Origin of the sequence: Rhodococcus sp. I2R (assembly GCF_020889545.1) — a bacterium.
Taxonomy (GTDB): domain Bacteria; phylum Actinomycetota; class Actinomycetes; order Mycobacteriales; family Mycobacteriaceae; genus Rhodococcoides.
The window spans coordinates 37,062-58,174 of record NZ_JAHUTG010000015.1 but is presented as its reverse complement, the minus strand read 5'-3'; the positions used below and the strand labels follow the sequence as shown (position 1 = coordinate 58,174).

The 21,113-nt window shown below is 65.0% G+C and carries 19 protein-coding genes; 6 read left to right on the top strand and 13 right to left on the bottom strand.

Annotated features, from left to right (window positions below):
* Nucleotides 1-11: 11 nt before the first annotated feature.
* Genes ispF through KVY23_RS16535 form a run of 3 tightly spaced genes read right to left on the bottom strand, consistent with a single transcriptional unit; the run spans nucleotide 12 to nucleotide 1,708 of the window.
* A complete protein-coding gene (ispF, locus tag KVY23_RS16545) occupies nucleotides 12-476 on the bottom strand; it encodes a 2-C-methyl-D-erythritol 2,4-cyclodiphosphate synthase (RefSeq protein WP_230557470.1) in 465 nt (154 codons plus the stop codon).
* Nucleotides 473-1,219, bottom strand: a complete 747-nt coding sequence (gene ispD / locus KVY23_RS16540) for a 2-C-methyl-D-erythritol 4-phosphate cytidylyltransferase (RefSeq protein WP_230557469.1) — start codon at nucleotides 1,217-1,219, stop codon at nucleotides 473-475. Before ispD ends, ispF begins: the two co-directional genes overlap by 4 nt.
* Entirely contained in the window at nucleotides 1,220-1,708 is a 489-nt protein-coding gene (locus KVY23_RS16535) for a CarD family transcriptional regulator (protein ID WP_206510093.1), read from the bottom strand.
* A 428-nt stretch (nucleotides 1,709-2,136) separates the two neighbouring features.
* Between KVY23_RS16535 and KVY23_RS16530 the strand changes: the two genes are divergently transcribed.
* The 3 genes from KVY23_RS16530 (at nucleotide 2,137) to disA (ending at nucleotide 5,451) form a co-directional block, all read left to right on the top strand.
* Nucleotides 2,137-2,814, top strand: coding sequence for a copper chaperone PCu(A)C (locus tag KVY23_RS16530; RefSeq protein ID WP_230557468.1), 678 nt, complete (start codon nucleotides 2,137-2,139; stop codon nucleotides 2,812-2,814).
* A gap of 34 nt (nucleotides 2,815-2,848) precedes the next feature.
* On the top strand, nucleotides 2,849-4,258 hold the full coding sequence (radA, locus tag KVY23_RS16525) for a DNA repair protein RadA (protein WP_075839452.1): 1,410 nt from the start codon (nucleotides 2,849-2,851) through the stop codon (nucleotides 4,256-4,258).
* Nucleotides 4,259-4,353: 95 nt separating this feature from the next.
* Nucleotides 4,354-5,451: a DNA integrity scanning diadenylate cyclase DisA gene (gene disA, locus KVY23_RS16520; protein WP_230557467.1), complete on the top strand. Its 1,098-nt coding sequence runs from the start codon at nucleotides 4,354-4,356 to the stop codon at nucleotides 5,449-5,451.
* 19 nt (nucleotides 5,452-5,470) lie between these two features.
* Here disA and KVY23_RS16515 read toward each other — a convergent pair whose 3' ends face one another.
* Nucleotides 5,471-6,250 carry a hypothetical protein gene (locus KVY23_RS16515; protein ID WP_230557466.1) on the bottom strand — a complete coding sequence of 260 codons (780 nt, stop codon included), beginning with the start codon at nucleotides 6,248-6,250 and terminating at the stop codon, nucleotides 5,471-5,473.
* Nucleotides 6,251-6,321: 71 nt separating this feature from the next.
* Nucleotides 6,322-6,948, bottom strand: a complete 627-nt coding sequence (locus KVY23_RS16510) for a carbonic anhydrase (protein WP_230557465.1) — start codon at nucleotides 6,946-6,948, stop codon at nucleotides 6,322-6,324.
* A 72-nt stretch (nucleotides 6,949-7,020) separates the two neighbouring features.
* Here KVY23_RS16510 and KVY23_RS16505 point away from each other — a divergent pair, with 72 nt between their 5' ends.
* Nucleotides 7,021-7,926, top strand: a complete 906-nt coding sequence (locus tag KVY23_RS16505; protein ID WP_230557464.1) for a permease — start codon at nucleotides 7,021-7,023, stop codon at nucleotides 7,924-7,926.
* Nucleotides 7,927-8,048: 122 nt separating this feature from the next.
* Entirely contained in the window at nucleotides 8,049-8,960 is a 912-nt protein-coding gene (locus KVY23_RS16500; RefSeq protein WP_230557463.1) for an A/G-specific adenine glycosylase, read from the top strand.
* A 1-nt stretch (nucleotide 8,961) separates the two neighbouring features.
* On the opposite strand, the gene KVY23_RS16495 is transcribed toward KVY23_RS16500, so the two are convergent.
* Together KVY23_RS16495 and KVY23_RS16490 are read right to left on the bottom strand one after the other, a co-directional pair.
* Nucleotides 8,962-9,768, bottom strand: coding sequence for an alpha/beta fold hydrolase (locus tag KVY23_RS16495; RefSeq protein WP_230557523.1), 807 nt, complete (start codon nucleotides 9,766-9,768; stop codon nucleotides 8,962-8,964).
* A gap of 20 nt (nucleotides 9,769-9,788) precedes the next feature.
* Nucleotides 9,789-10,526 (bottom strand): alpha/beta fold hydrolase, encoded by a 738-nt coding sequence (locus KVY23_RS16490; RefSeq protein ID WP_206510110.1) that lies wholly within the window; start codon nucleotides 10,524-10,526, stop codon nucleotides 9,789-9,791.
* Nucleotides 10,527-10,562: 36 nt separating this feature from the next.
* Here KVY23_RS16490 and KVY23_RS16485 point away from each other — a divergent pair, with 36 nt between their 5' ends.
* Nucleotides 10,563-10,892 carry an antibiotic biosynthesis monooxygenase gene (locus KVY23_RS16485; protein ID WP_075839446.1) on the top strand — a complete coding sequence of 110 codons (330 nt, stop codon included), beginning with the start codon at nucleotides 10,563-10,565 and terminating at the stop codon, nucleotides 10,890-10,892.
* Between the two features lie 9 nt (nucleotides 10,893-10,901).
* Here KVY23_RS16485 and KVY23_RS25145 read toward each other — a convergent pair whose 3' ends face one another.
* The 6 genes from KVY23_RS25145 to KVY23_RS16455 form a co-directional block, all read right to left on the bottom strand.
* Entirely contained in the window at nucleotides 10,902-13,166 is a 2,265-nt protein-coding gene (locus KVY23_RS25145) for a bifunctional diguanylate cyclase/phosphodiesterase (protein WP_230557462.1), read from the bottom strand.
* Nucleotides 13,167-13,415: 249 nt separating this feature from the next.
* Nucleotides 13,416-15,014: an MFS transporter gene (locus KVY23_RS16475; RefSeq protein ID WP_206510097.1), complete on the bottom strand. Its 1,599-nt coding sequence runs from the start codon at nucleotides 15,012-15,014 to the stop codon at nucleotides 13,416-13,418.
* Nucleotides 15,015-15,261: 247 nt separating this feature from the next.
* Nucleotides 15,262-17,802: an ATP-dependent Clp protease ATP-binding subunit gene (locus KVY23_RS16470; protein ID WP_206510098.1), complete on the bottom strand. Its 2,541-nt coding sequence runs from the start codon at nucleotides 17,800-17,802 to the stop codon at nucleotides 15,262-15,264.
* 314 nt (nucleotides 17,803-18,116) lie between these two features.
* On the bottom strand, nucleotides 18,117-19,634 hold the full coding sequence (gene lysS, locus KVY23_RS16465) for a lysine--tRNA ligase (protein WP_075839444.1): 1,518 nt from the start codon (nucleotides 19,632-19,634) through the stop codon (nucleotides 18,117-18,119).
* A 55-nt stretch (nucleotides 19,635-19,689) separates the two neighbouring features.
* Nucleotides 19,690-20,133 carry a rhodanese-like domain-containing protein gene (locus KVY23_RS16460; RefSeq protein ID WP_268995196.1) on the bottom strand — a complete coding sequence of 148 codons (444 nt, stop codon included), beginning with the start codon at nucleotides 20,131-20,133 and terminating at the stop codon, nucleotides 19,690-19,692.
* A 179-nt stretch (nucleotides 20,134-20,312) separates the two neighbouring features.
* Nucleotides 20,313-21,113 (bottom strand): type III pantothenate kinase, encoded by an 801-nt coding sequence (locus tag KVY23_RS16455; protein WP_206510099.1) that lies wholly within the window; start codon nucleotides 21,111-21,113, stop codon nucleotides 20,313-20,315.

Sequence of the window (21,113 nt, the reverse complement as noted above, 5' to 3'; positions counted from 1 at the left end):
TACCGGTGCTTTTACTCCGTCATGACAAGAGCGGTCGCGACCGCCGCGATCCCTTCACCCCGGCCGGTCAACCCGAGTCCGTCGGTGGTGGTGGCGGAGACCGATACGGGCGCCCCCAGCAACGCGGAGAGCGTCTGCTGCGCTTCGGCGCGCCGCGGGCCGATCTTAGGACGATTACCGATGATCTGCACCGCAGCGTTGCCGATCGTCATGCCGCTCTCGGTGAGTAGCCGCCGCACCTCGGTCAGCATCGCGGCGCCGCTCACGCCGTCCCATTCGGGGCGACCGGTACCGAAAACGGAGCCGAGGTCACCGAGCCCGGCCGCGGACAGAAGTGCGTCGCACAGCGCGTGGGCAGCGACGTCGCCGTCCGAATGCCCTTCCAGCCCGTCGGCGTCCTCGAAGAGCAGACCGGCGAGCCAGCACGGCCTGCCGATCTCGATGGGATGGACGTCGGTGCCGATTCCGACTCTCATGGGCTCACCTTCGCCGCATCCACATCCTGCGCAGCAGTCGCATCGGCATGAGGGGCTTCGGCAAGAGCCGCATCGGCAAGGATGGCTTGGGCAAGGAGGAGATCGAAGGGAGTGGTGATCTTGAAGGCGAGCGACTCGCCGACGATGGTGTGTACGAGCTCACCGAGGCGCTCGACGAGTCCGGCGTCGTCGGTGGCGATGTCCGATGTCTCGGTATAGGCGCGGGTCAACAGATCGGCGCGAAAGCCCTGAGGTGTTTGAATCGCGCGCAGTGTGGCGCGGTCGGGCGTGCCGACGACGGCTCCCATGATGTCTACCGACTTGACGGTGTCCGTGACCGGCAGAGCGGGCACAACCGCTCCGCGGCCGGCCCGAACCTCGGCCACTACTCGCGCGATGAGCGACGGGGGCGTGAGTGCGCGCGCCGCGTCGTGCACCAGGACGATCTCCGCGTCCCCCGCTTCGGCGAGTCCGAGACGTACGGATTCGGTGCGCTCGGAGGCGCCGGCGACGACAGTGACAGAACTGCCGAGCAACTCGCGCGTGTGCTGGACCAGCTCCACCGGGACCATCACCACGATCCGATCGACGGCACCTGATGCTCTCAGCCCGTCGACCGAGCGTTGCAGAAGTGTTGATCCACCGAGATCGACGAAAGCCTTCGGCTCACTCTTGAGTAGGCGAAGACCACGACCCGCCGCCGGAACGAGAGCGACGACGGGACCGGTTACCGAGCCTTCCACTTAGGAAGCTGCGGCGAGAACTTCGTCGAGAATGATGTCCGCTTTGGCCTCGTCGGTGCCTTCGGCGAGAGCGAGTTCCCCGACGAGAATCTGACGTGCCTTGGCGAGCATCCGCTTCTCACCAGCCGAGAGACCGCGGTCCTGCTCGCGACGCCAGAGATCGCGCACTACCTCAGCGACTTTGTTGACGTCACCGGAAGCAAGCTTCTCGAGGTTGGCCTTGTACCGGCGCGACCAGTTGGTCGGCTCCTCGGTGTGCGGTGCGCGGAGAACCTGAAAGACCTTGTCGAGGCCTTCCTGGCCGACTACGTCGCGAACGCCGACGTACTCTGCATTGTCTGCAGGAACTCGAACGGTGAGATCGCCCTGTGCGACCTTGAGAACTAGATACTCTCTCGGTTCACCCTTGATGGTGCGGGTTTCTATCGCTTCGATCAGCGCCGCTCCGTGATGGGGGTAAACGACGGTGTCTCCGACCTTGAAAATCATGTGTCCCGTGCCCCTTTCGATTTTTCCACTTTACCACGCGTCCAGATCAACGGTGCAGGTCAGGGGCACAGCGCCGCCTTCGCTGGGGTTGACACGGGACTGCGAACGTGTATCCACAACCCCTCCGGAGGCCGTGTCGGCCTCGCTTCGGCACGTGAGGAGCGCAACACGAAACGCCGGTCAACACGCCGATCACGCGGCGATCCGGGGTGCTATTCACGCCCCAGCGGGCCCCCTCTTTGCGCCCCAGCGGACGACAGTCACGCACTGACTACTACTCTGCCTAGTGGACCCGACGGATCGGCTCGCGAAGCACCCGCATCGCACGCCCAACCACCTATCGACTGCACAACACACGGCTTTCACAACCCACGGCTTTTCACAACCCACGGCTTTTCACAACACTGGCCACGACCGGAGGACGACCCGTGACTGCGTTCATCGCTGCGACTGCGAACCGTAAGACCCGCCGACTGGCACCCGCGCTCGCCCTTGCGGCCGGTGCCACGCTGATCCTGACCGCCTGCGGCGCCGGCCAGATCTCGCAGACCTCGGACCAGGTTGCCGCGGTCAACGGGAATTCCGTCGACCTCGGCGACATCTCGTTGCGCAACGTGCACGTGGTGTTCCCTCAGTCCGAGGAGTACTCCATCGAGGCCGGCGGCACGGTGGAGCTCGGCTTCATCGCGATCAACAACAGCTCGACCACCTCGGACACCCTCACCGGCATCTCTACGGACGCAGCGTCGTCCGTCACGGTCGGCGAGGAGTCCGGCGGTACCGAGATCGAGCCGCTGACCGGGCTCGGCGCGGGTATGCCGGTGGACAACGCCGTGTCCGATCCGGGCATCCCGCTGCAGTTCATCACCGTCGAACTCGAGGGCATCGACGAGGATGTCCGCCCCGGCCTGACCGTCCCGGTCACGTTCACCTTCGAGGAAGCGGGCGAGGTAGAACTGCTCGTTCCCGTCGATGCCGGCACTGCACTCGAACGCAACGTCTCCGAGCAGTCACCAGTGGAGGGCGAACTCCACAGTGAGGCCGAGGACGTCGATCAGCAGATCGTCGAAACCCAGGTCGAAGAGGGCGCGGACGGCAACAACTGAGGACGGTGTCGGTACCTCCCTCTAGTCTTCTCGCGTGGCCAAACCGAAGACGAATTACCGCTGTTCGGCCTGTCGGCATGTCGTCGGCAAATGGGTAGGGCGCTGCCCGGAGTGCAATAGCTGGGGCTCGATGGACGAGGCGACGATCCTCGCTCCGGTGGCCAATCGAGCGGGCGCATCGGCGCTCGGCGCGGGTAATACTCGCTCGGCTACCACCGCGATGGTTCCCACCTCCCCCGCCGCCGCGATCACCCAGGTCAGCAGCACCACCTCGAAGGCGAACTCCACCGGAATCTCGGAGTTCGATCGGGTGCTCGGCGGTGGCCTCGTCCCCGGCTCGGTCGTTCTGCTCGCAGGTGAACCCGGGGTGGGCAAATCCACGTTGCTGCTCGAGGTGGTCCACCGGTGGGCTCGCACCGGCGAGGACCGCCGCGCCCTGTACGTCACGGGCGAGGAGTCCGCCGGCCAGGTTCGGTTACGCGCCGATCGGACCGGCGCCGTTCACGAACGCGTGTTTCTCGCCGCGGAATCCGATCTCGCCACCGTGTTCGGTCACGTGGAACAGGTCGAACCGAGCCTTCTCATCGTCGACTCCGTGCAGACCATGCTCGCTGCCGATGTCGATGGGGTCATCGGCGGTGTGACACAGGTACGCGCCATCACCAGTGCGCTGACTTCCCTCGCCAAGACCACCGGCGTCGCGGTTCTGTTGATCGGCCACGTCACCAAGGACGGTGCCGTCGCCGGGCCTCGTTCGCTCGAACACCTTGTCGACGTGGTGCTGCACTTCGAGGGCGACAAGCACACCACGCTGCGCATGATCCGTGGCGTCAAGAACCGTTTCGGGGCAGCCGACGAGGTTGGATGTTTCGAACTCCGTGACACCGGCATCGAAGGCATCTCCGATCCGTCCGGGCTCTTTCTGCACCATCGCACCGAAGCAGTACCCGGCACTGCCGTCACCGTCACCATGGACGGAAAACGTCCCCTGCTCGCAGAGCTACAGGCACTCGTCGTCGACACGCAGATGCCGTCCCCGCGCCGCGCCGTGAGCGGACTCGATTCCGCTCGCGTGGCGATGATTCTCGCCGTCTTGGAACGTCGGTGTGGTCTCAAGGTCGCCCGCAGCGAGGTGTACGCGGCAACTGTCGGTGGCATGAAGACCAGTGAGCCGGCGGCCGACCTGGCACTTGCAGCCGCGATCACCTCGGCGGTGACGGATGTCCCGCTCCCACCGGGGGTGATCATTCTCGGTGAGGTCGGCCTCGCCGGTGAAGTGCGACGTGTCTCCGGGCTGGGTCGCCGCCTGGCCGAGGCAGCCCGCCTCGGCTTCACGCACGCCATCACTCCAGAACACGACGACGCCGTGCCCGCCGGCATGACGAACAAAACGGTCACCAACCTCGGAGACGCTCTCCAGTCGGTCCGTGTGCGCGCTCGATGACACCCCTCCAGTAGCCTTCTAGCTGCGAGGATTGCCAGCTGCGAGATTCGACTCGGCACAGCATGCGCGGCTGAGGCCGAACAAGGAGATGGAATATGGACGGCTCGGGACGCGGTGAGGCCACTTCCCCTGCGCTCAGAGAGACCATCGCCCGGCTCGCGCCCGGAACAACGCTGCGCGACGGGCTCGAACGGATTCTTCGTGGACGCACCGGCGGGCTCATCGTGCTCGGATACGACGACGAGGTGGAAGCCATCTGCGACGGCGGGTTCGAGCTCGATGTCGAGTTCTCGCCGACCCGCCTGCGTGAACTCTCCAAGATGGACGGCGCCGTGGTTCTCTCGACCGACGGCAACAAAATCGTTCGGTCCAACGTCCAGCTCGTCCCCGACCACCAGATCCCTACGGTCGAATCCGGTACCCGGCACCGCGCCGCCGAGCGCACCGCGATGCAAACCGGGTATCCGGTGGTCTCGGTGAGCCAGTCGATGAGCATCGTCAGCGTCTACGTCGCCGGAGTGCGGCACGTCGTCGAAGGATCGGCCACCATCCAGTCACGCGCCAACCAGGCCGTCGCGACGCTGGAACGGTACAAGGCCCGCCTCGATGACAACACCAGACAACTGTCGGTGGTGGAGATCGAGGACTTCGTCACCCTGCGGGACGCGCTCACCGTCGCGCAGAGACTCGAGATGGTTCGACGGGTCTCGGTCGAGATCGAACAGAACGTCCTCGAACTCGGCACGGACGGTCGACAGTTGGCGTTGCAACTCGAGGAACTGCTCGGCGACAACGATGTCGACCGTCAACTGATCGTGCGCGACTACCTCGCCGGTGACGAGCCGGCGGGAACTGCCGCTGTCGAGAAAGCTCTCGGCGCACTGGACAAGCTCACCGACGTCGACCTGCTCGATCTGACGACGCTGGCCCGCGCGTTCGGCTACCCGGCGACCATCGAGGCACTGGACACACCGATGAGCCCGCGAGGTTATCGCGTCCTGACGCGGGTACCGCGCTTGCAGTTCGGTCAGATCCAGCGGCTGGTTGCCTCGTTCGGAACACTGCAGGGACTGCTGGCCGCCACGGCCGCCGACCTGCAGTCCGTCGAAGGCATCGGCGGTCTCTGGGCACGCCACATTCGCGAGGGCCTCTCGCGATTGGCCGAGTCGTCGATAGCGGGCCCATTCGACTGACTCGGCGCGCCTGCGCCGTCTACGTCGTCATGTTGAACGGCTCGGGTGAGCTACGCAGCTCACCCAGTTGAGCGATCACCTTGTACGAGCCCGGGCCCACCGGCACGCGCTCTTCGCCACAGCCCGGAATCGAGTTGGTGCCGGACCACTTCACGGTGAACCCTGCTTGCTCACCGGGTCCGAAGGTCCGCAGATCGGACTGGGCGTCCGGGAAGCAGTCGGTGTTGGACCAGATGCGCTGATCGTCGAGTGTGGAGACGAGCACTCGCTGCAGACCGGCCCCGACATCGCGCTGGCATTCTTGCGCGCTGATGTTGGTGATGACGACGGTGAATCCGGGCTCCTCGCCCACGCGGTACGACGGCTTGTCCGGAGTGGCCTTGATCGCCAGGCTCTGATCCGAGCATTGATTTCCGACCACCGGAGCAGGAGCATTCGAGTTCCCGCCGGAACCGGATACCGCAGTGTCCGAGCCCGATGCCCCAGAACCCGATGCCCCAGAACCCGATGCTCCAGAACCCGAGCCGGAACCGCCACCGGAGCTGGCCGCCCCACCCGAACCTGCACCCGACGAATCGGCCTCGGAGTCGTCCTCCTGAGACGGGGATGCGCTCGGGGTCGGCGTCGGATTCACGGCCGACACCACACCGGCAGGCTGAGACTGCTGATCTTCGCTGCCGCCACCGAGGGAGGCGATGAACCACACGATCAAACCGAGCACGACCACAGCCGCACCGATGGCGAGCGCACGGCGGCGCCAGTAGATTTCGGGAGGCAAAGGCCCGGTTGGTTCCAACACAGAACAACCGTATGCGTCAGCAGCTCAGGTGTCGGTCAAGCGCAGACGGCGTGTCGTGCCGCAAGCCTGTTTCACTCGGGCAGCTCGCCGATATCGCCGATCACTTCACGCAGACGTGCGCTGCCCTCGGACAAGCGGTAGGTCAATCCGACGATCGCCAGTTCGCCGGCGCCGACCTTGTCGGCGATGATCCGTGATCGCTGCATCATCAGGTTGCCGGTCTCTTCGACGTGCCGTGCCTCGAACTCGTCGACGCCCGTGTAGCCATCGCGGCGAGCCGAGAGTATCGAGGGCGTCACACGCTCGACGACGTCGCGGATGTAACCGCCGGGGAGGTCTCCCGAATCGAGTGCATCGATCGTTGCCTTGACGGCCCCGCACTGGTCGTGGCCGAGTACGACGATCAGCGGAACACCGAGTACGGCGACGCCGTACTCGATGGATCCGAGGACGGACGAGTCGATCGTGTGACCGGCCGTGCGCACCACGAACATGTCACCGAGCCCCTGATCGAAGATGATCTCGGCCGCGACACGAGAATCAGCGCATCCGAAGAGCACGGCACTCGGGTACTGGCCCCCAGTAAGGCGCTCGCGGTCGGCGACGCCTTGGCTGGGATGCAGCGACTCACCGTTGACGAACCGCTGGTTACCCTCCTTGAGAGACTTCCACGCTGTGACGGGACTCGTTGCAGACATAGGTGCCATTGTGCCTCGACCGTCCACCGGCGGCGAGTCGGGCTAGGCAAATACACGTTGGTGGGGTGGACTGTGGCGAGCGGGAGCGGTACTGCGCGCGGTGTCGGCGCCGCGGTGCTCGCTGCCGTGCTGTTCGGGGTGATCTTCTACCTCTCCGGGGTGACGGATGCCTCGACCGAGGTTGTCTTCGGCTGGCGAATCGTGCTGACGTTCGCCTGCTATGCACTCGTGTTGCTTCATCCCGCAGCGCGGACGCTGTTGTGTGCGGCCTGGGCGGCGATGACCCGCACACGGTGGCTGCCACCGATGTTCCTGCTGCTGTGCGCACTTGTGGGCGTGCAGTTGTGGATGTTCTCTTGGGCGCCTTCGCATGGGCATGCCCTCGATGCTTCTCTCGGATTCTTGCTACTACCGCTTGTGCTGGTACTCGGCGGACGGATCGCCCTGAGGGCCGAGATCACGCGGGGACAATGGATCGCAGTCGGAATCACCGGACTCGCGGTGGCGGTCAAGATCGCGCTCACACCGGTGCTGTCATGGGTGACGTTTGCGATCTGCCTGGGATACCCCGCCTATTTCGTGCTGCGCCGCCGCTTGGGGCTGGACAGCCCGATGGCCTTCGGATTGGAGGTCACGGTCCTGGCTCCGGCCGCTGGGGTGCTGATTCTTGCCGGAGGCAAGCATCCCAGTGGCACAGCGGGCGGGTTCGCGTTGCTGGTAGTGGGCATCGCCGGAGCCGGCGCAATGGCGGCCTATCTGGCAGCTTCTCGGTTGTTGTCGCTGCCCCTGTTCGGGCTGCTCGGCTACCTCGAGCCGGTCGGCCTCGTAGCTGTGGGACTACTCCTCGGCGAGCGGATGCGCGGCATCGAGCTCATCGTCTACGCAATGCTCGCCGTGGCGTTGGCGGTGCTAGCAGTCGACGGCTACCGGGTTGCCCGACGCCAGCCACTGACTCATCTCACGACAGCGCCGGCGTGAGCTGAATCCCACGTCGTTGGCTTTCGCTCCGGCCCGGCCACCTACGATCCAATCGCCACAGTTGCCGCGTCATCAGTGGGCCCGAGATGCCGACAAACGAGAACGAGAGGGTGCATTCACCGATGCCGATCGACAGGGCCGCGCTTCTGGGATGGTTCGACAGCGATGCCCGCGAACTCCCGTGGCGACGACCGGGAGTGACGGCGTGGCAGATCCTGATGAGCGAGATCATGCTGCAGCAGACACCGGTATCGCGCGTCGAGCCGATCTGGGAGCAGTGGGTCGAGCGCTGGCCCGTTCCGTCGGCGATGGCCGCGTCGTCTCAGGCCGAGGTGCTCAGGGCGTGGGGCAAGCTCGGCTACCCCCGTCGGGCGCTTCGGCTGCACGAGTGCGCGGGCGTGCTCGCCACCGAACACGGTGACGTCGTTCCGGGTGAGGTCGAAACGTTGCTCGGACTTCCCGGGATCGGGGCGTACACCGCGCGCGCTGTCGCCTGCTTCGCCTACGGGCAGCGGGTACCCGTCGTCGACACCAATGTCAGACGGGTCGTCGCACGAGCGGTGAACGGGGATGCCGAGCCCGGCAATCCGTCGACGAAACGCGATCTAGCCGACGTGGAGTACCTGCTTCCCTCGCGACGCGCAGAAGCAGCCCGGTATTCCGCCGCCCTGATGGAGCTCGGTGCGCTGATCTGCACCGCGAGGAACCCCGCGTGCCTGCTGTGTCCGCTGCCGGAGTGCTCCTGGATCACGGCCGGTCGCCCCGCCCACACCGGACCGGCGAAGAAGGTTCAGAAGTTCGCCGGGACCGACCGTCAGGTGCGGGGGAAGCTGATGTCGGTGCTACGGGAAAGCGACGGCCCGGTCGATCGGGCGCAGCTGGACATCGTCTGGCCCAGCGATCCAGGTCAACGCAACCGCGCCTTGGATTCGCTGCTCGTCGACGGGCTGATCGAGCAGACGGCGTCGGGACTGTTCGCTCTCGCCGGGGAGGGCGACGCGGCCGATTCAGCCGGTCCGCCCGTCTGCGGCTGAATCAGCGCAGAAACTCGACCAGCAGCTTGTTCACCACGTCGGGCCGTTCGAGGTAGCCGAAGTGACCGGTGTCCGGGATTTCCTCGTACCGAGCACCCGGGATGGCGTGGGCAACCTCGCGGCTCAGGTGAACGGGAATGAGGCGATCATCAGCGAAACCGACGACCAACGACGTGGCCGTGATCGCGCGATACGCGGCCAATCGCTCCGACCCAGCTCGCATCTCGAGCCCGATCTGCGCGCGCCTGCCCGCCGAACGACCACCGCCCGAGAATTCCAGAACTGCCAGCCAATCGCCGATCGCCTGCTCGTCGCGCAGCGTTGCGGGTGAGAAATTGTTCATCGCGGCAACCGCAGCCCGGTACGAGGACGGCAGCGTGATACCGGCGTCGTACAGATCGCGCTCGCCCTGCGCCATCGCCTTCTGCATCGCTGAGGAGCGACCGTAGGTGGCCATCATCACCGCATGTGACACGAGATCCGGGCGGGCGAGCGCGAGTTCCTGCGTGACGCGCGCCCCCATCGAGGTGCCGACGACGCGAACCCGTGTTTCACCCAGGTGCTCGATGAGCGCTGCGGTGTCCGCGACGAGATCGTCCAGCACCATCGAGTCGAAGCTTTCCGACGACGGCGCAATGCCACGATTGTCGAATGTGACCACACCGAAGCCCGCTCGAACGAGTGCAGGCACCTGGTGCGCATGCCAGACCCGTCCCGGGCTGCCGGTCCCCATCACCAGAACGACGAGCGGCCCGGTGCCTTCGCGGTGGTAGTTGATATCAGTACCGTTTATTCGTGCCTGCGTGATCCGTGCCTGCGACATTTGCGTCATCGTAGTCCGGCCAGAAAGCCCGAGACCACCTCGCGATAGCGCTGCGGCTGCTCGTCGTGCACCAGGTGCGCCGAATCCGGCACGAGAACGTAGCTCGAACTGGGCTTGCGCGCATGCATCTCGGCCATCTGCCCCGGCGGAGTGATTCCCGACGCACCCTCGATCAACAATGTCGGGGCTTCGACGGCGTCCCACTCCGACCAGAAGTGCCGCGTGCCCCACTCCGACGAGATGGCCTCGAACGTCGACACCTCGCCGTGCAGGTACCAGCCGTCGTCCCGGCGCTCGAACGAGTCGAGGAAGTACTGCCCTGCGACGTCGCCGAAGTACTCACGCACCTCGTCCTCGGTGGTGAACGGTTGCGGCCAACGCCGAATCAGCGCCGCCCAGGCGTCGGCGGTGCGGCCACGGAAGTCGGGCGCAATGTCCTCCACCACCAGAGCCGACACCAGATCGGGCCGAGCCGCTGCCAGACACCACCCGTGCAGTGAACCCATCGAGTGACCGATGACGGTAACGCGCCCGAGTTCCTCGGCATGGCGAATCAGATCCTCGACGAACGCTTCGGTATCGAGCGAGGACGGTGGCGGCCGCCGGTGCCCCGGAGCGTCATAGGTGTGCACGCGACCGAACCGGCGTAGCCACGGAACCTGACGCCGCCACGTCTGCGCGCTGCCCATCAATCCGTGCAACAGCAGGATCGGATCGCCGGATCCACCCTCGTCGTACAGCATCCCTGCGATCGTAGTCACTTCGGTACCCTGGCCGTCATGGCTGTCGTCAAGATCAATGCAATCGACGTTCCCGAAGGTGCCGGACCGGAGCTCGAGAAAAGATTCGCGGCACGGGCCGGAGCGGTCGAAGGCTCCCCTGGATTCCTGGGGTTCCAACTGCTGCGACCGGTGAAGGGCGAAAAACGCTACTTCGTCGTCACGCAGTGGGAGACCGAGGAGGCCTTCCAGGAGTGGGCCGCCGGGCCCGCCAAAGCCGCACACGCCGCCAAGCCAGGCGAGGGTTCCGGTGAGGGCGCGAAGCCTGTCGCTTCAGGCGCGTCGCTGCTCGAGTTCGAGGTCGTGTTGGACGTGGCCGCGAAGAGCTGACCGCGGCCCCTAGCCGAGCGTGTCGGCAGGAGCTGCCTGCGAGTGCACCATCGCTTCGATGTGTGCGACGAGCGCGTCGAGTTCGTCGTTGGCGACCGCAGGGCCGAAGTAGAACCCCTGCGCGTCGTCGCACCCCAGGTCGCGGAGCTTGTCGAACGTCCCTGCGTCCTCGACCCCCTCGGCGACGACTCTCATTCCGAGACTGCGGGCAAGACCGATGGTCGATCCCACGATCGAGGCATTGATCGACTCGTTGTTCATCTCGGTCACGAAGGACTTGTCGATCTTCAGGGTCTGAACCGGCAGCTCACGCAGATAGGCCAGCGTGCTGTAGCCCGTTCCGTAATCGTCGATAGCGACGGAGACACCAAGATCCCGCAGCGCGAGCAGAGCGTCGACCGAGCGTCGGGGATCTGTCATTGCGGTGGTCTCGGTGACCTCGACCTCGACGGCATCGGCGGGGACGTCATGCCTGGCCAGCGCCTGGGAAACCTGTTCGACGAGCGTCGAATCGAGCAGGTTTCGGACCGACAGGTTGATCGAGACGTGCATCTGTGGCCGAGTGTGCCGCATCTCGGCGCAGCAACGCAGGGCGTCCTCGAGGACGTAGGCGGTGATAGCCGGGAGCAGTCCGGTCCGTTCGGCATCGGGGAGAAACGAGTTCGGCGCAAGCAGTCCGTCACGCGGATGTTGCCAGCGCAGTAGCGCTTCGACTCCGCGCACGGTGCCCGACTCGATGTTCACGCAGGGTTGGAAGTACACCCTCAACTGGCGTTGCCGCAGTGCGGTGTCGAGTTCGCCGAGCAGGCGCATCTGCTCGTGCCGGTCCTTGTCCATCGACGGCACGTACACCGATGTGCGTGCGAGCCCGTACTTGGCCGAGGCGAGGGCCACGTGCGCATGTTGTAGCAGTTCCTCCGCACCGATAGCGCTGAGCTCGGACGATTCCGCCACCCCGACGGTAGCGTCGAGGGCAACGTTGATATCGCGAACGAACATCGTCCGGCTGACGGCGAGGCGAAGCTGCTCGGCGCGCTCAGCCGAGCGGACCAGCATGTGGGAGGTATCGGTGACCACGACGAACTGGTCGCCACCGAGCCGTCCCACCACCGAACCCGGCAACGAGGCCGAAACCAGGCGCTGTCCGATCTCGCGCAGAACCTGATCTCCCACCGAGTACCCGAATGTCTCGTTGATCTGCGAGAACCGATCGATGTCCACCACGAACACCACGACACCGCGGTCAGCGGCTCCGGCTGCGGCCAGGGAGCCGTCGAGCAGAGTGCCGATGCGCGTGCGGTTCGCGAGCCCGGTCACGGGGTCGGAGACAGCGGCGACGGACAGCGCATCGGCCTGCCGACGCAGCACGGACAGGAAGTACGCCATCCGGGCACCGGCGAGTGCGACTGCCGCCACCGACGTCCCCAGAATCACCCAGCCCCACTCGCTCACCGGTATGCCTCTGACCAGCTGAATACCCATCACCACCGCGGAGATCAGCATCGCGGCGCTCAACAGTGTCAGCCTCTTGCGATCGATGGACCGCCGCGGACCGATGAAGTCCTCGTCCGTTGCCCACAATTTCCGAGCCGGATACAGCGCGGCCGCTGCCAGGAGCACATACCCGACCAACCATCCGGAGTTCGGAGGCTCGGCGTCGCGGAACGAAGGGTCATCGGCGACGAGGTGCGAGATCCACCCCGTCACCACGAACGACAGAAACGCAAGAGCCGTCAGCACGAAGGGGACAGTTCTGGCGCGCTTGGACAGCAGCAGTATCGCCATGAGCGCGAGCAGGAATCCGTCGACGCCGGTATAGAACACCACCGGCCAGTATTCGACGAACGCGTCGAATCCCAGCGGCCGCTCGCTTCGGGACCCGACTACGAATATCCACGCCGCCAGCCCCAATCCGCTGGCAATGATCAACCCCTCGAGCACATCCTCGATATGGAAGGCGCGTTCACCACCGTGCCGTATCGCCAACATCGCGGCGACGAGGGCGCATTCACCGAGGAGATAGGCAGTGTCGGCGACAGAGACGAGAGGAATGGGACGTTCCCCGAGAACGTGTACCGCGCAGATGAAGTCGCCGAGCGCCCATCCCACCAGTCCCGCGGTGAGCAGTCCCCAAGAGAGCCGGTTCTCACCGTGACGGTGGTTGCTCGCGAACGCGATAACGAGCAGGCACGCCACCGTCAGGATGGCGTAGAGGGTCACTCGCGCGGAACCGTTGGGGAGTGCCAGGTATACCGCGACGCCAGCCGCACCCACACGAGGAACCTAGACCACCTCATACTTCGAGTCAGTCCTTCCTGGTCCCCCAACCATCGATGCGTTTGTCTCCCCGAGCAGAACCCACGATCCGACTGGTATTCGTCACCGAAAACCAGTCGGATCGGCCATGTGATCAAGGATTGCAGACTTCGCGATCGAACAGTTACCCAGGTATCCCATCTCGAAGGTCGAACCAGAGGACTACCGCTGATCGAAGTCGGGGTTCACTGCGCCGCTGCGCCCCGGCTAGCCGGCTTCCTGGTCCGAGGTTTTCGATCGCCCGGCATCGATCGACGCATATTGGGCCAGCAGTTGCTTCTCCTCGTCGTGTCGAGGGAATGCGAAGAACACCAGCACCGCACCAGCCAATACGACGACGATGGCCGCCGCGTACGACTTCTGGTCTCCGTCGAGGAAAGCTTGTCGCGCTGCTTCGATGATCTGGTCGCTGTACTGCGGGTATCTTTCGGCCAGGTCGGCGGCGGAAGAAAAAGACTTGGTCAGTACCGCCTGAGTCTGTTCACTGATCTGGTCGGAGTTGGGCGCACTCGCGATCTGATTCGTCAACGATGCGGCGTAACCCGCCGTGAGCAGAGCCCCGAGTGCGGACTGCATGATGGCCCCGCCGAGATCTCGCTGCAGATCGGCAGTGCCCGAAGCCATTCCGGCTCGATCTACCGGAACCGCTCCCGTCAGCGAACGAGACGCGGGTGTGCCCGCGAAACCGACGCCTACGCCGAGCAGCACGTAGCTGAGGGCTACCAGCAGGAACGACACGTCCTCTTTCCAGGTCGCCCACGCCAGCACGAGGCCGAGGACGATGAAGAGGTACCCCAGCAGGAGCGTGAACCGAGAACCATGCGATTCGACGAGCTTGGCCGACTGCGGCGCGACGATGACCATTGCGATCGCAGCGGGCAGAGTGGACGCGCCGGCGGCAAGCGTCGAGTACCCCAGGACGTTCTGTAAGAACTGCTGTCCGACGAAGATGACGCCCATCAGCGAACCGAACACGATGATTCCGGCCAGGGCAGCCACCCAGAACGTCCGCCGCTTCGCGACGCGTAGATCGTAGAGCGGGTACTTGGCGCGCGACTGCCTGATGACGAACACAGTCCCGGCGGCGAGAGCGATGAGTCCGAGTCCGATGGCCATCGTGCCCATTCCGTCGACCGGAGCGAAGTTGATGCTCAGAACCAGAGCTGCGATGAACAGCACCGACACCATGCCGCCCAGGTTGTCCACCGGATCGGTGGACTCGTTGACATGGGCGGGCACCAACATCGCAGCGAGCACGAGCGCCGCCAACGCCAGCGGCAACGATACGAGGAACACCGAACCCCAGGGAAAGACTTCGAGGAGAGCCCCGGACAGCAGCGGGCCCAGGGCCGACAGGGCACCGCCCAGCGCCGACCAGAGCGCAATGGCCTTGGTGCGAGCCGGCCCGGACCACAGTGCGGTGATGAGGGCGAGCGTCGTCGGGTAAGCCAGGCCCGCGGACAGGCCGCCGAGCAACCGCGCCCCGAACAGCACCTCGAAGTTCGGCGCGAATCCGGCGATGACACACGCGGGCATGGACAGCGCCATACCGAGCACCAGCAGCATCTTGCGGCCGTACCGGTCGCCGAGTGCGCCGAGATACAACACCGAGGCAGCCAGGCCAAGGGAGTAGGCGACCGCGATCAGATTGAGCTGGGTCTGGCTGGCGTCGAAGTCACGTCCGATTTCGGGGAGAGCGACATTCGCCACCGCCAGGTTCAAGTTCGCCACGGCGGCGACGAGAATGAGAACGAACAACACCAACCCTGCGCGGGCGGGCACCGAGCCCTTGTCGACGGTAGTCACAGGCGCCAGTCAAGCGCAGAGTCCGCAAGTTCGCCTCACCTTCGGCGTGCGAAATCCGCCCTGGATCCCGCCCCGCCCGCATTCCCCGCCCCGGCCCCGCCCTCGCCACGCCCGCGCCCCGCCCGCATGAATGGACCATTGCAACCGTCTGACCGTTGCGATGGTCCATTCATGCCGAAAGGGTGGGGCCGCGGAACAGCAAAACGGGCCGCACCCGTAATAGGTGCGGCCCGCTTCGTGTGAACAGTTACTCGCCGTCGTCGCCCGAGGTCTTGGCCAGGTCGACCGGCAAAGCGTCGGGAACCGAGATGGCCTTCTTCTCGCCGCGGAACGTGAACTTCGCGTCCTCGCCTGCGCCTTCGCCGTCCCAGTTCTCGACGTCGACCAGGATGATCTGGCCGGCCTCGATCTCGCCGAAGAGGATCTTCTCCGACAGCTGATCCTCGATCTCGCGCTGGATGGTGCGACGCAGTGGCCGCGCACCCAAGACGGGGTCGAACCCGCGCTTGGCGAGCAAGGACTTCGCCTTCTCGGTGACCTCGAGGGCCATGTCCTTGTTCTTGAGCGCACCCTCGACGCGGTTGAGCATGAGGTCGACCATCTGGATGATCTCGTCTTTGGTGAGCTGGTGGAACACGACGATGTCATCGATACGGTTGAGGAACTCGGGGCGGAAGTGTTTCTTCAGCTCGTCGTTGACCTTCAACTTCATGCGCTCGTAGTTCGAGCCGGTGCCCTCACCCGATGAGAAGCCGAGGCCGACTGCCTTCGAGATGTCCGCGGTACCGAGGTTCGAGGTGAAGATCAGCACGGTGTTCTTGAAGTCGACCGTGCGTCCCTGACCGTCGGTGAGACGGCCGTCCTCGAGCACCTGCAGGAGGGTGTTGTAGATCTCCTGGTGCGCCTTCTCGATCTCGTCGAACAGCACGACGGAGAACGGCTTGCGGCGAACCTTCTCGGTGAGCTGGCCACCCTCTTCGTAGCCGACGTATCCGGGAGGTGCACCGAACAGACGAGAGGCCGTGAAGCGGTCGTGGAACTCGCCCATGTCGATCTGGATGAGCGCGTCGTCCTCGCCGAACAGGAAGTTCGCCAGCGCCTTGGACAGCTCGGTCTTACCGACACCGGACGGACCGGCGAAGATGAACGAGCCGGACGGACGCTTGGGATCCTTCAGACCCGCACGCGTACGACGGATGGCCTTGGAGACTGCCTTGACGGCCTCCACCTGTCCGATGATGCGCTTGTGCAGCTCGTCTTCCATGCGGAGCAGACGCGTGGTCTCCTCCTCGGTGAGCTTGAAGACGGGGATGCCGGTCCAGTTGCCGAGGACCTCCGCGATCTGCTCGTCGTCGACCTCGGCGATGACGTCGAGGTCACCGGAACGCCACTGCTTCTCGCGCTCGGCGCGCTGATGAACCAGCTGCTTTTCCTTGTCGCGCAGGTTCGCGGCCTTCTCGAAGTCCTGAGCGTCGATGGCCGATTCCTTCTCCCGGCGTGCATCGGCGATCTTGTCGTCGAACTCGCGCAGGTCTGGCGGCGCGGTCATCCGGCGGATGCGCATCCGCGCGCCCGCCTCGTCGATGAGGTCGATGGCCTTGTCAGGCAGGAACCGGTCGTTGATGTAGCGGTCGGCCAGCGTCGCGGCTGCGACGAGTGCACCGTCGGTGATCGAGACGCGGTGGTGAGCCTCGTAGCGATCGCGCAGACCCTTGAGGATCTCGATGGTGTGCTCGACGGTCGGCTCGCCGACCTGGACGGGTTGGAAACGACGCTCGAGTGCCGCGTCCTTCTCGATGTACTTGCGGTACTCGTCGAGGGTGGTCGCACCGATGGTCTGCAGCTCACCGCGGGCCAGTTTCGGCTTGAGGATCGAGGCCGCGTCGATGGCGCCCTCGGCCGCGCCGGCACCAACGAGGGTGTGCAGCTCGTCGATGAACAGAATGATGTCGCCGCGGGTGTTGATTTCCTTGAGAACCTTCTTCAGGCGCTCCTCGAAGTCACCGCGGTAACGGCTACCGGCAACCAACGACCCGAGGTCGAGCGTGTAGAGCTGCTTGTCCTTGAGCGTCTCGGGAACCTCGCCGTTGACGATGGCCTGCGCGAGGCCCTCGACGACTGCGGTCTTACCGACGCCGGGCTCACCGATGAGAACAGGGTTGTTCTTGGTACGGCGGCTCAGGACCTGCATGACACGCTCGATTTCTTTCGAGCGGCCGATGACCGGATCGAGCTTGCCTTCGAGAGCTGCCTGGGTCAGGTTGCGTCCGAACTGGTCCAGCACGAGCGAGGTGGACGGGGTGCCTGCTTCGCCGCGCCCGCCGCCGCCGGACTCGGACGGCTCCTTGCCCTGGTAACCGGAGAGCAGCTGGATGACCTGCTGCCGCACGCGGTTGAGGTCGGCGCCGAGCTTGACCAGTACCTGAGCCGCGACGCCTTCGCCCTCGCGGATCAGACCCAGCAGGATGTGCTCGGTGCCGATGTAGTTGTGGCCGAGCTGCAGCGCCTCGCGGAGGCTGAGCTCGAGTACTTTCTTGGCGCGCGGGGTGAACGGGATGTGACCGGACGGGGCCTGCTGACCCTGACCGATGATCTCTTCGACCTGGCTGCGGACTCCTTCAAGGGAGATGCCCAACGACTCGAGCGACTTGGCCGCAACGCCCTCACCCTCATGGATGAGGCCGAGCAGAATGTGCTCCGTGCCGATGTAGTTGTGGTTGAGCATCCGGGCTTCTTCTTGAGCCAGGACGACAACACGCCGCGCGCGATCGGTGAACCTCTCGAACATCGCTCTCCCTCACTTCTTGGTGGGTGATAGCACTACCCCACCAGGTCTTCTAGCGCCACAGTATCCGGTGACGCGGGGTCGCTCGGCACCTGAAGGTAAGTCTCACGCCTACGCTGCTGCGTCTGCGCCTACAGCCTTACTGTAGTTGGCCGTTCGTTCACGTGCCGACCCTCGGTCCCCGTAGCGTCACCGGTTGGCTCCGACACGGGCCCCTACAACCGGTGCTTACCGTTCATAACGCGGGAATGCGCCGAATCGTTTCCCGTTTTCTGTCCGCTGCTGGCGAACACGCTCCCTGGTCGGGAACGTCGCAATCAGACCTGAGGCTTGACGATCGGGAACAGGATCGTCTCGCGAATGCCCAACCCGGTCAGCGCCATGAGCAGTCGATCGATTCCCATGCCGGTGCCGGTGGTCGGCGGCATGCCCTGCTCCATGGCGGCGAGGAAGTCCTCGTCGAGCACCATCGCCTCGTCGTCACCGGCGGCGGCCTGCCGCGCCTGGTCCTCGAAACGCTCCCGCTGGATGACTGGGTCGACCAGTTCGGAGTAGCCCGTGGCCAGCTCGAATCCGCGAACGTACAAGTCCCACTTCTCGGTGATACCAGGCTTGCTTCGGTGCTGACGGGTGAGCGGGGAGGTCTCGACAGGAAAGTCGCGGACGAACGTCGGCGCGGACAGGCCGTCTCCGACGTGGTGCTCCCACAGCTCCTCCACGAGCTTGCCGTGCCCGTACACCGGCTTCCCGTCCTTGCGAGGAACGTCCAATCCCGCCTTGTCCGCCAGGGCGAGCAACTCGTCGACGCTCGTGTCCGGGCTGACGGTGACGCCTATGGCCTCGGACAACGACGGGTACATCTCGAGGGTGGTCCATTCGCCACCCAGGTCATAGGTGGTGCCGTCGGGCAAAACCACCACCTGAGTGCCCAGCGCGGCCTGAGCGACCTCCTGGACGAGTTCACGTGTCATTTTCGCCGAATCGTCGTACGTCCCGTAGGCCTCGTACGTCTCGAGCATCGCGAACTCGGGCGAGTGCGACGAGTCAGCTCCCTCGTTGCGGAAGTTGCGGTTGATCTCGAAGACCTTCTCGATGCCGCCGACGACACAGCGCTTGAGAAACAGCTCGGGCGCGATCCGCAAATACAGGTCGGTATCCATGGAATTGGAGTGGGTGACGAACGGGCGGGCCGCCGCACCGCCGTGCAACGTCTGCAGCATCGGAGTCTCCACCTCCAGAAACCCGCGCCGCTCGAGGGAGTTGCGCAGCTCGCGCACCACAGCGATGCGTTTGCGCGCCACCTCGCGAGCCTCCGGGCGGGTGATCAGGTCGAGGTAGCGCTGGCGGATCCGCGTCTCCTCGTTCAATTCCTTGTGTGCGACGGGCAGCGGTCGGAGCGCTTTCGACGCCATCTCCCACGAGTCGGCCATGACGCTCAGCTCGCCGCGGCGGCTGCTGATGACCTCGCCGTGCACGAACGCGAAGTCGCCGAGGTCGACATCGGACTTCCACGCCGCCAGCGCGTCCTCACCCACACCTGCCAGGCTGATCATGGCCTGCAACTGGGTACCGTCGCCCTCCTGCAGCGTCGCGAAGCAGAGCTTGCCGGTGTTTCGGACGAAGATGACGCGCCCCACGACGCCGACCACCTGGCCGGTGGTGGTGTCGGCGTCGAGTTCGGGAAAGAGTTCGCGGATCTCACGGAGCGAATGCGTGCGCGCGACCGAAACCGGATAGGCCTCACGGCCCTGCTCGAGCAGCCGGTCCCGCTTGGCACGACGAATCCGTAGCTGTTCCGGAGTGTCGTCGGCAGTGGGGGCAGCTGGATCAGTCACAGGCGCACACTTTATCTGCCGTGCCCGACAAACAAGAATCAGTGCTTGGCAAGAATCAGTGCGCGCTGATCGCTTCTGCCTCCCGAACAGAGTGCCTGGCCCCGGTCAACACCCCCAGCAAGCCCGCGGACTGCAACGCCCGGTAGCCGCCGACCAGATCGGTCGCCCTGTGCAAACCCAGCTCCTGCAGCGACGCCACAGCGAGACTGGAGGTGTAGCCCTCGGAGCAGATGACGATCCACTCGACATCGCGGTCGGTCGCGACGGTGAGTCGGGCGTCGCTCGTCGGATTCAACCGGGCCTCGAGGACGTTGCGCTCGATGGCGAGCGCGCCCGGCAACGTCCCTTGGACGGCGCGCTGCGCCTGCGGCCGGATGTCGACGACGATGGCCCCTCGTGCCACGGCGTCGAGGAGTTCGAACACCGTCGTATGTGGGGTTCGGGTGCGCGTCTGCTCGAGAGCGGAGGATGAATCGAAAAGATCAGAATCGGTGAACAGCAGTCCACCTGAGACAGGTGTGGAAAGCACGGAAATCGCTCCAGGGTAGGCAATTGAACGAGGCAGAGGTCAGCCTCGACAACACTCCTGGGTTCCCGTGCAGGTGGTCACGAGTAAAGATTTTGGCACAGCATTCCGTTCTTGACCAGTGCCGGGTTCGCCGACCGCCGGAATCTGCGCTAGCGAGCACGCCGTTTCGCCAGATTGCGCTCGTACACCAACCGCAGACCCTCGAGGGTCAGCTCCGGCTCGTGGTGATCGATGGAGGTGCTCTCGGCCATGATCAGCTGCGCACTCTCACCGGTACCGATGACCGCCACGTCCTTGCTGTCTGCCTCGGGCAACTCACGTCGCAGGCGCCCGACCAGGCCGTCTACCAGACCCGCGAACCCGAACACCGCACCGGCCTGCATGGCTTCCACGGTGTTCTTGCCCAGCACCGAGCGTGGGCGTACCAACTCGACCTCGCGCAGCGCAGCAGAGCGAGAGGACATCGCAGCAGCCGAGACCTCGAGTCCCGGCGCGATCGCACCCCCGAGGAACTCGCCCCTGGCGGAAACCACGTCCACGCAGGTGGTGGTGCCGAAATCGACGACGATGCAGGCACTTCCGTAGAGGTCATGGGCGGCGAGAGTATTGACGATACGGTCGGCACCGACCTCTTTGGGATTGTCCACCAGCAGCGGAACACCTGTCCGCACACCGGGTTCGACGACCACGTGTGGTACATGCTCCCAGTACCGTCCGAGCATCGTTCGCATCTCACGCAGCACCGAGGGCACTGTCGACAGCGCGGACACCCCCGTGATCTGGTCGACGTCACCGCCCAGGAGTCCCCGGAGCATCAGCGCCAGCTCGTCCGCCGTGACGCGTGGATCCGTTCTCATCCTCCAGTCGCGCAGCAACTTCGCGTGATCGCCGCTGCCACTGAACAGGCCGAGCGTCATGGACGTGTTGCGTACGTCGACTGCAAGCAGCAT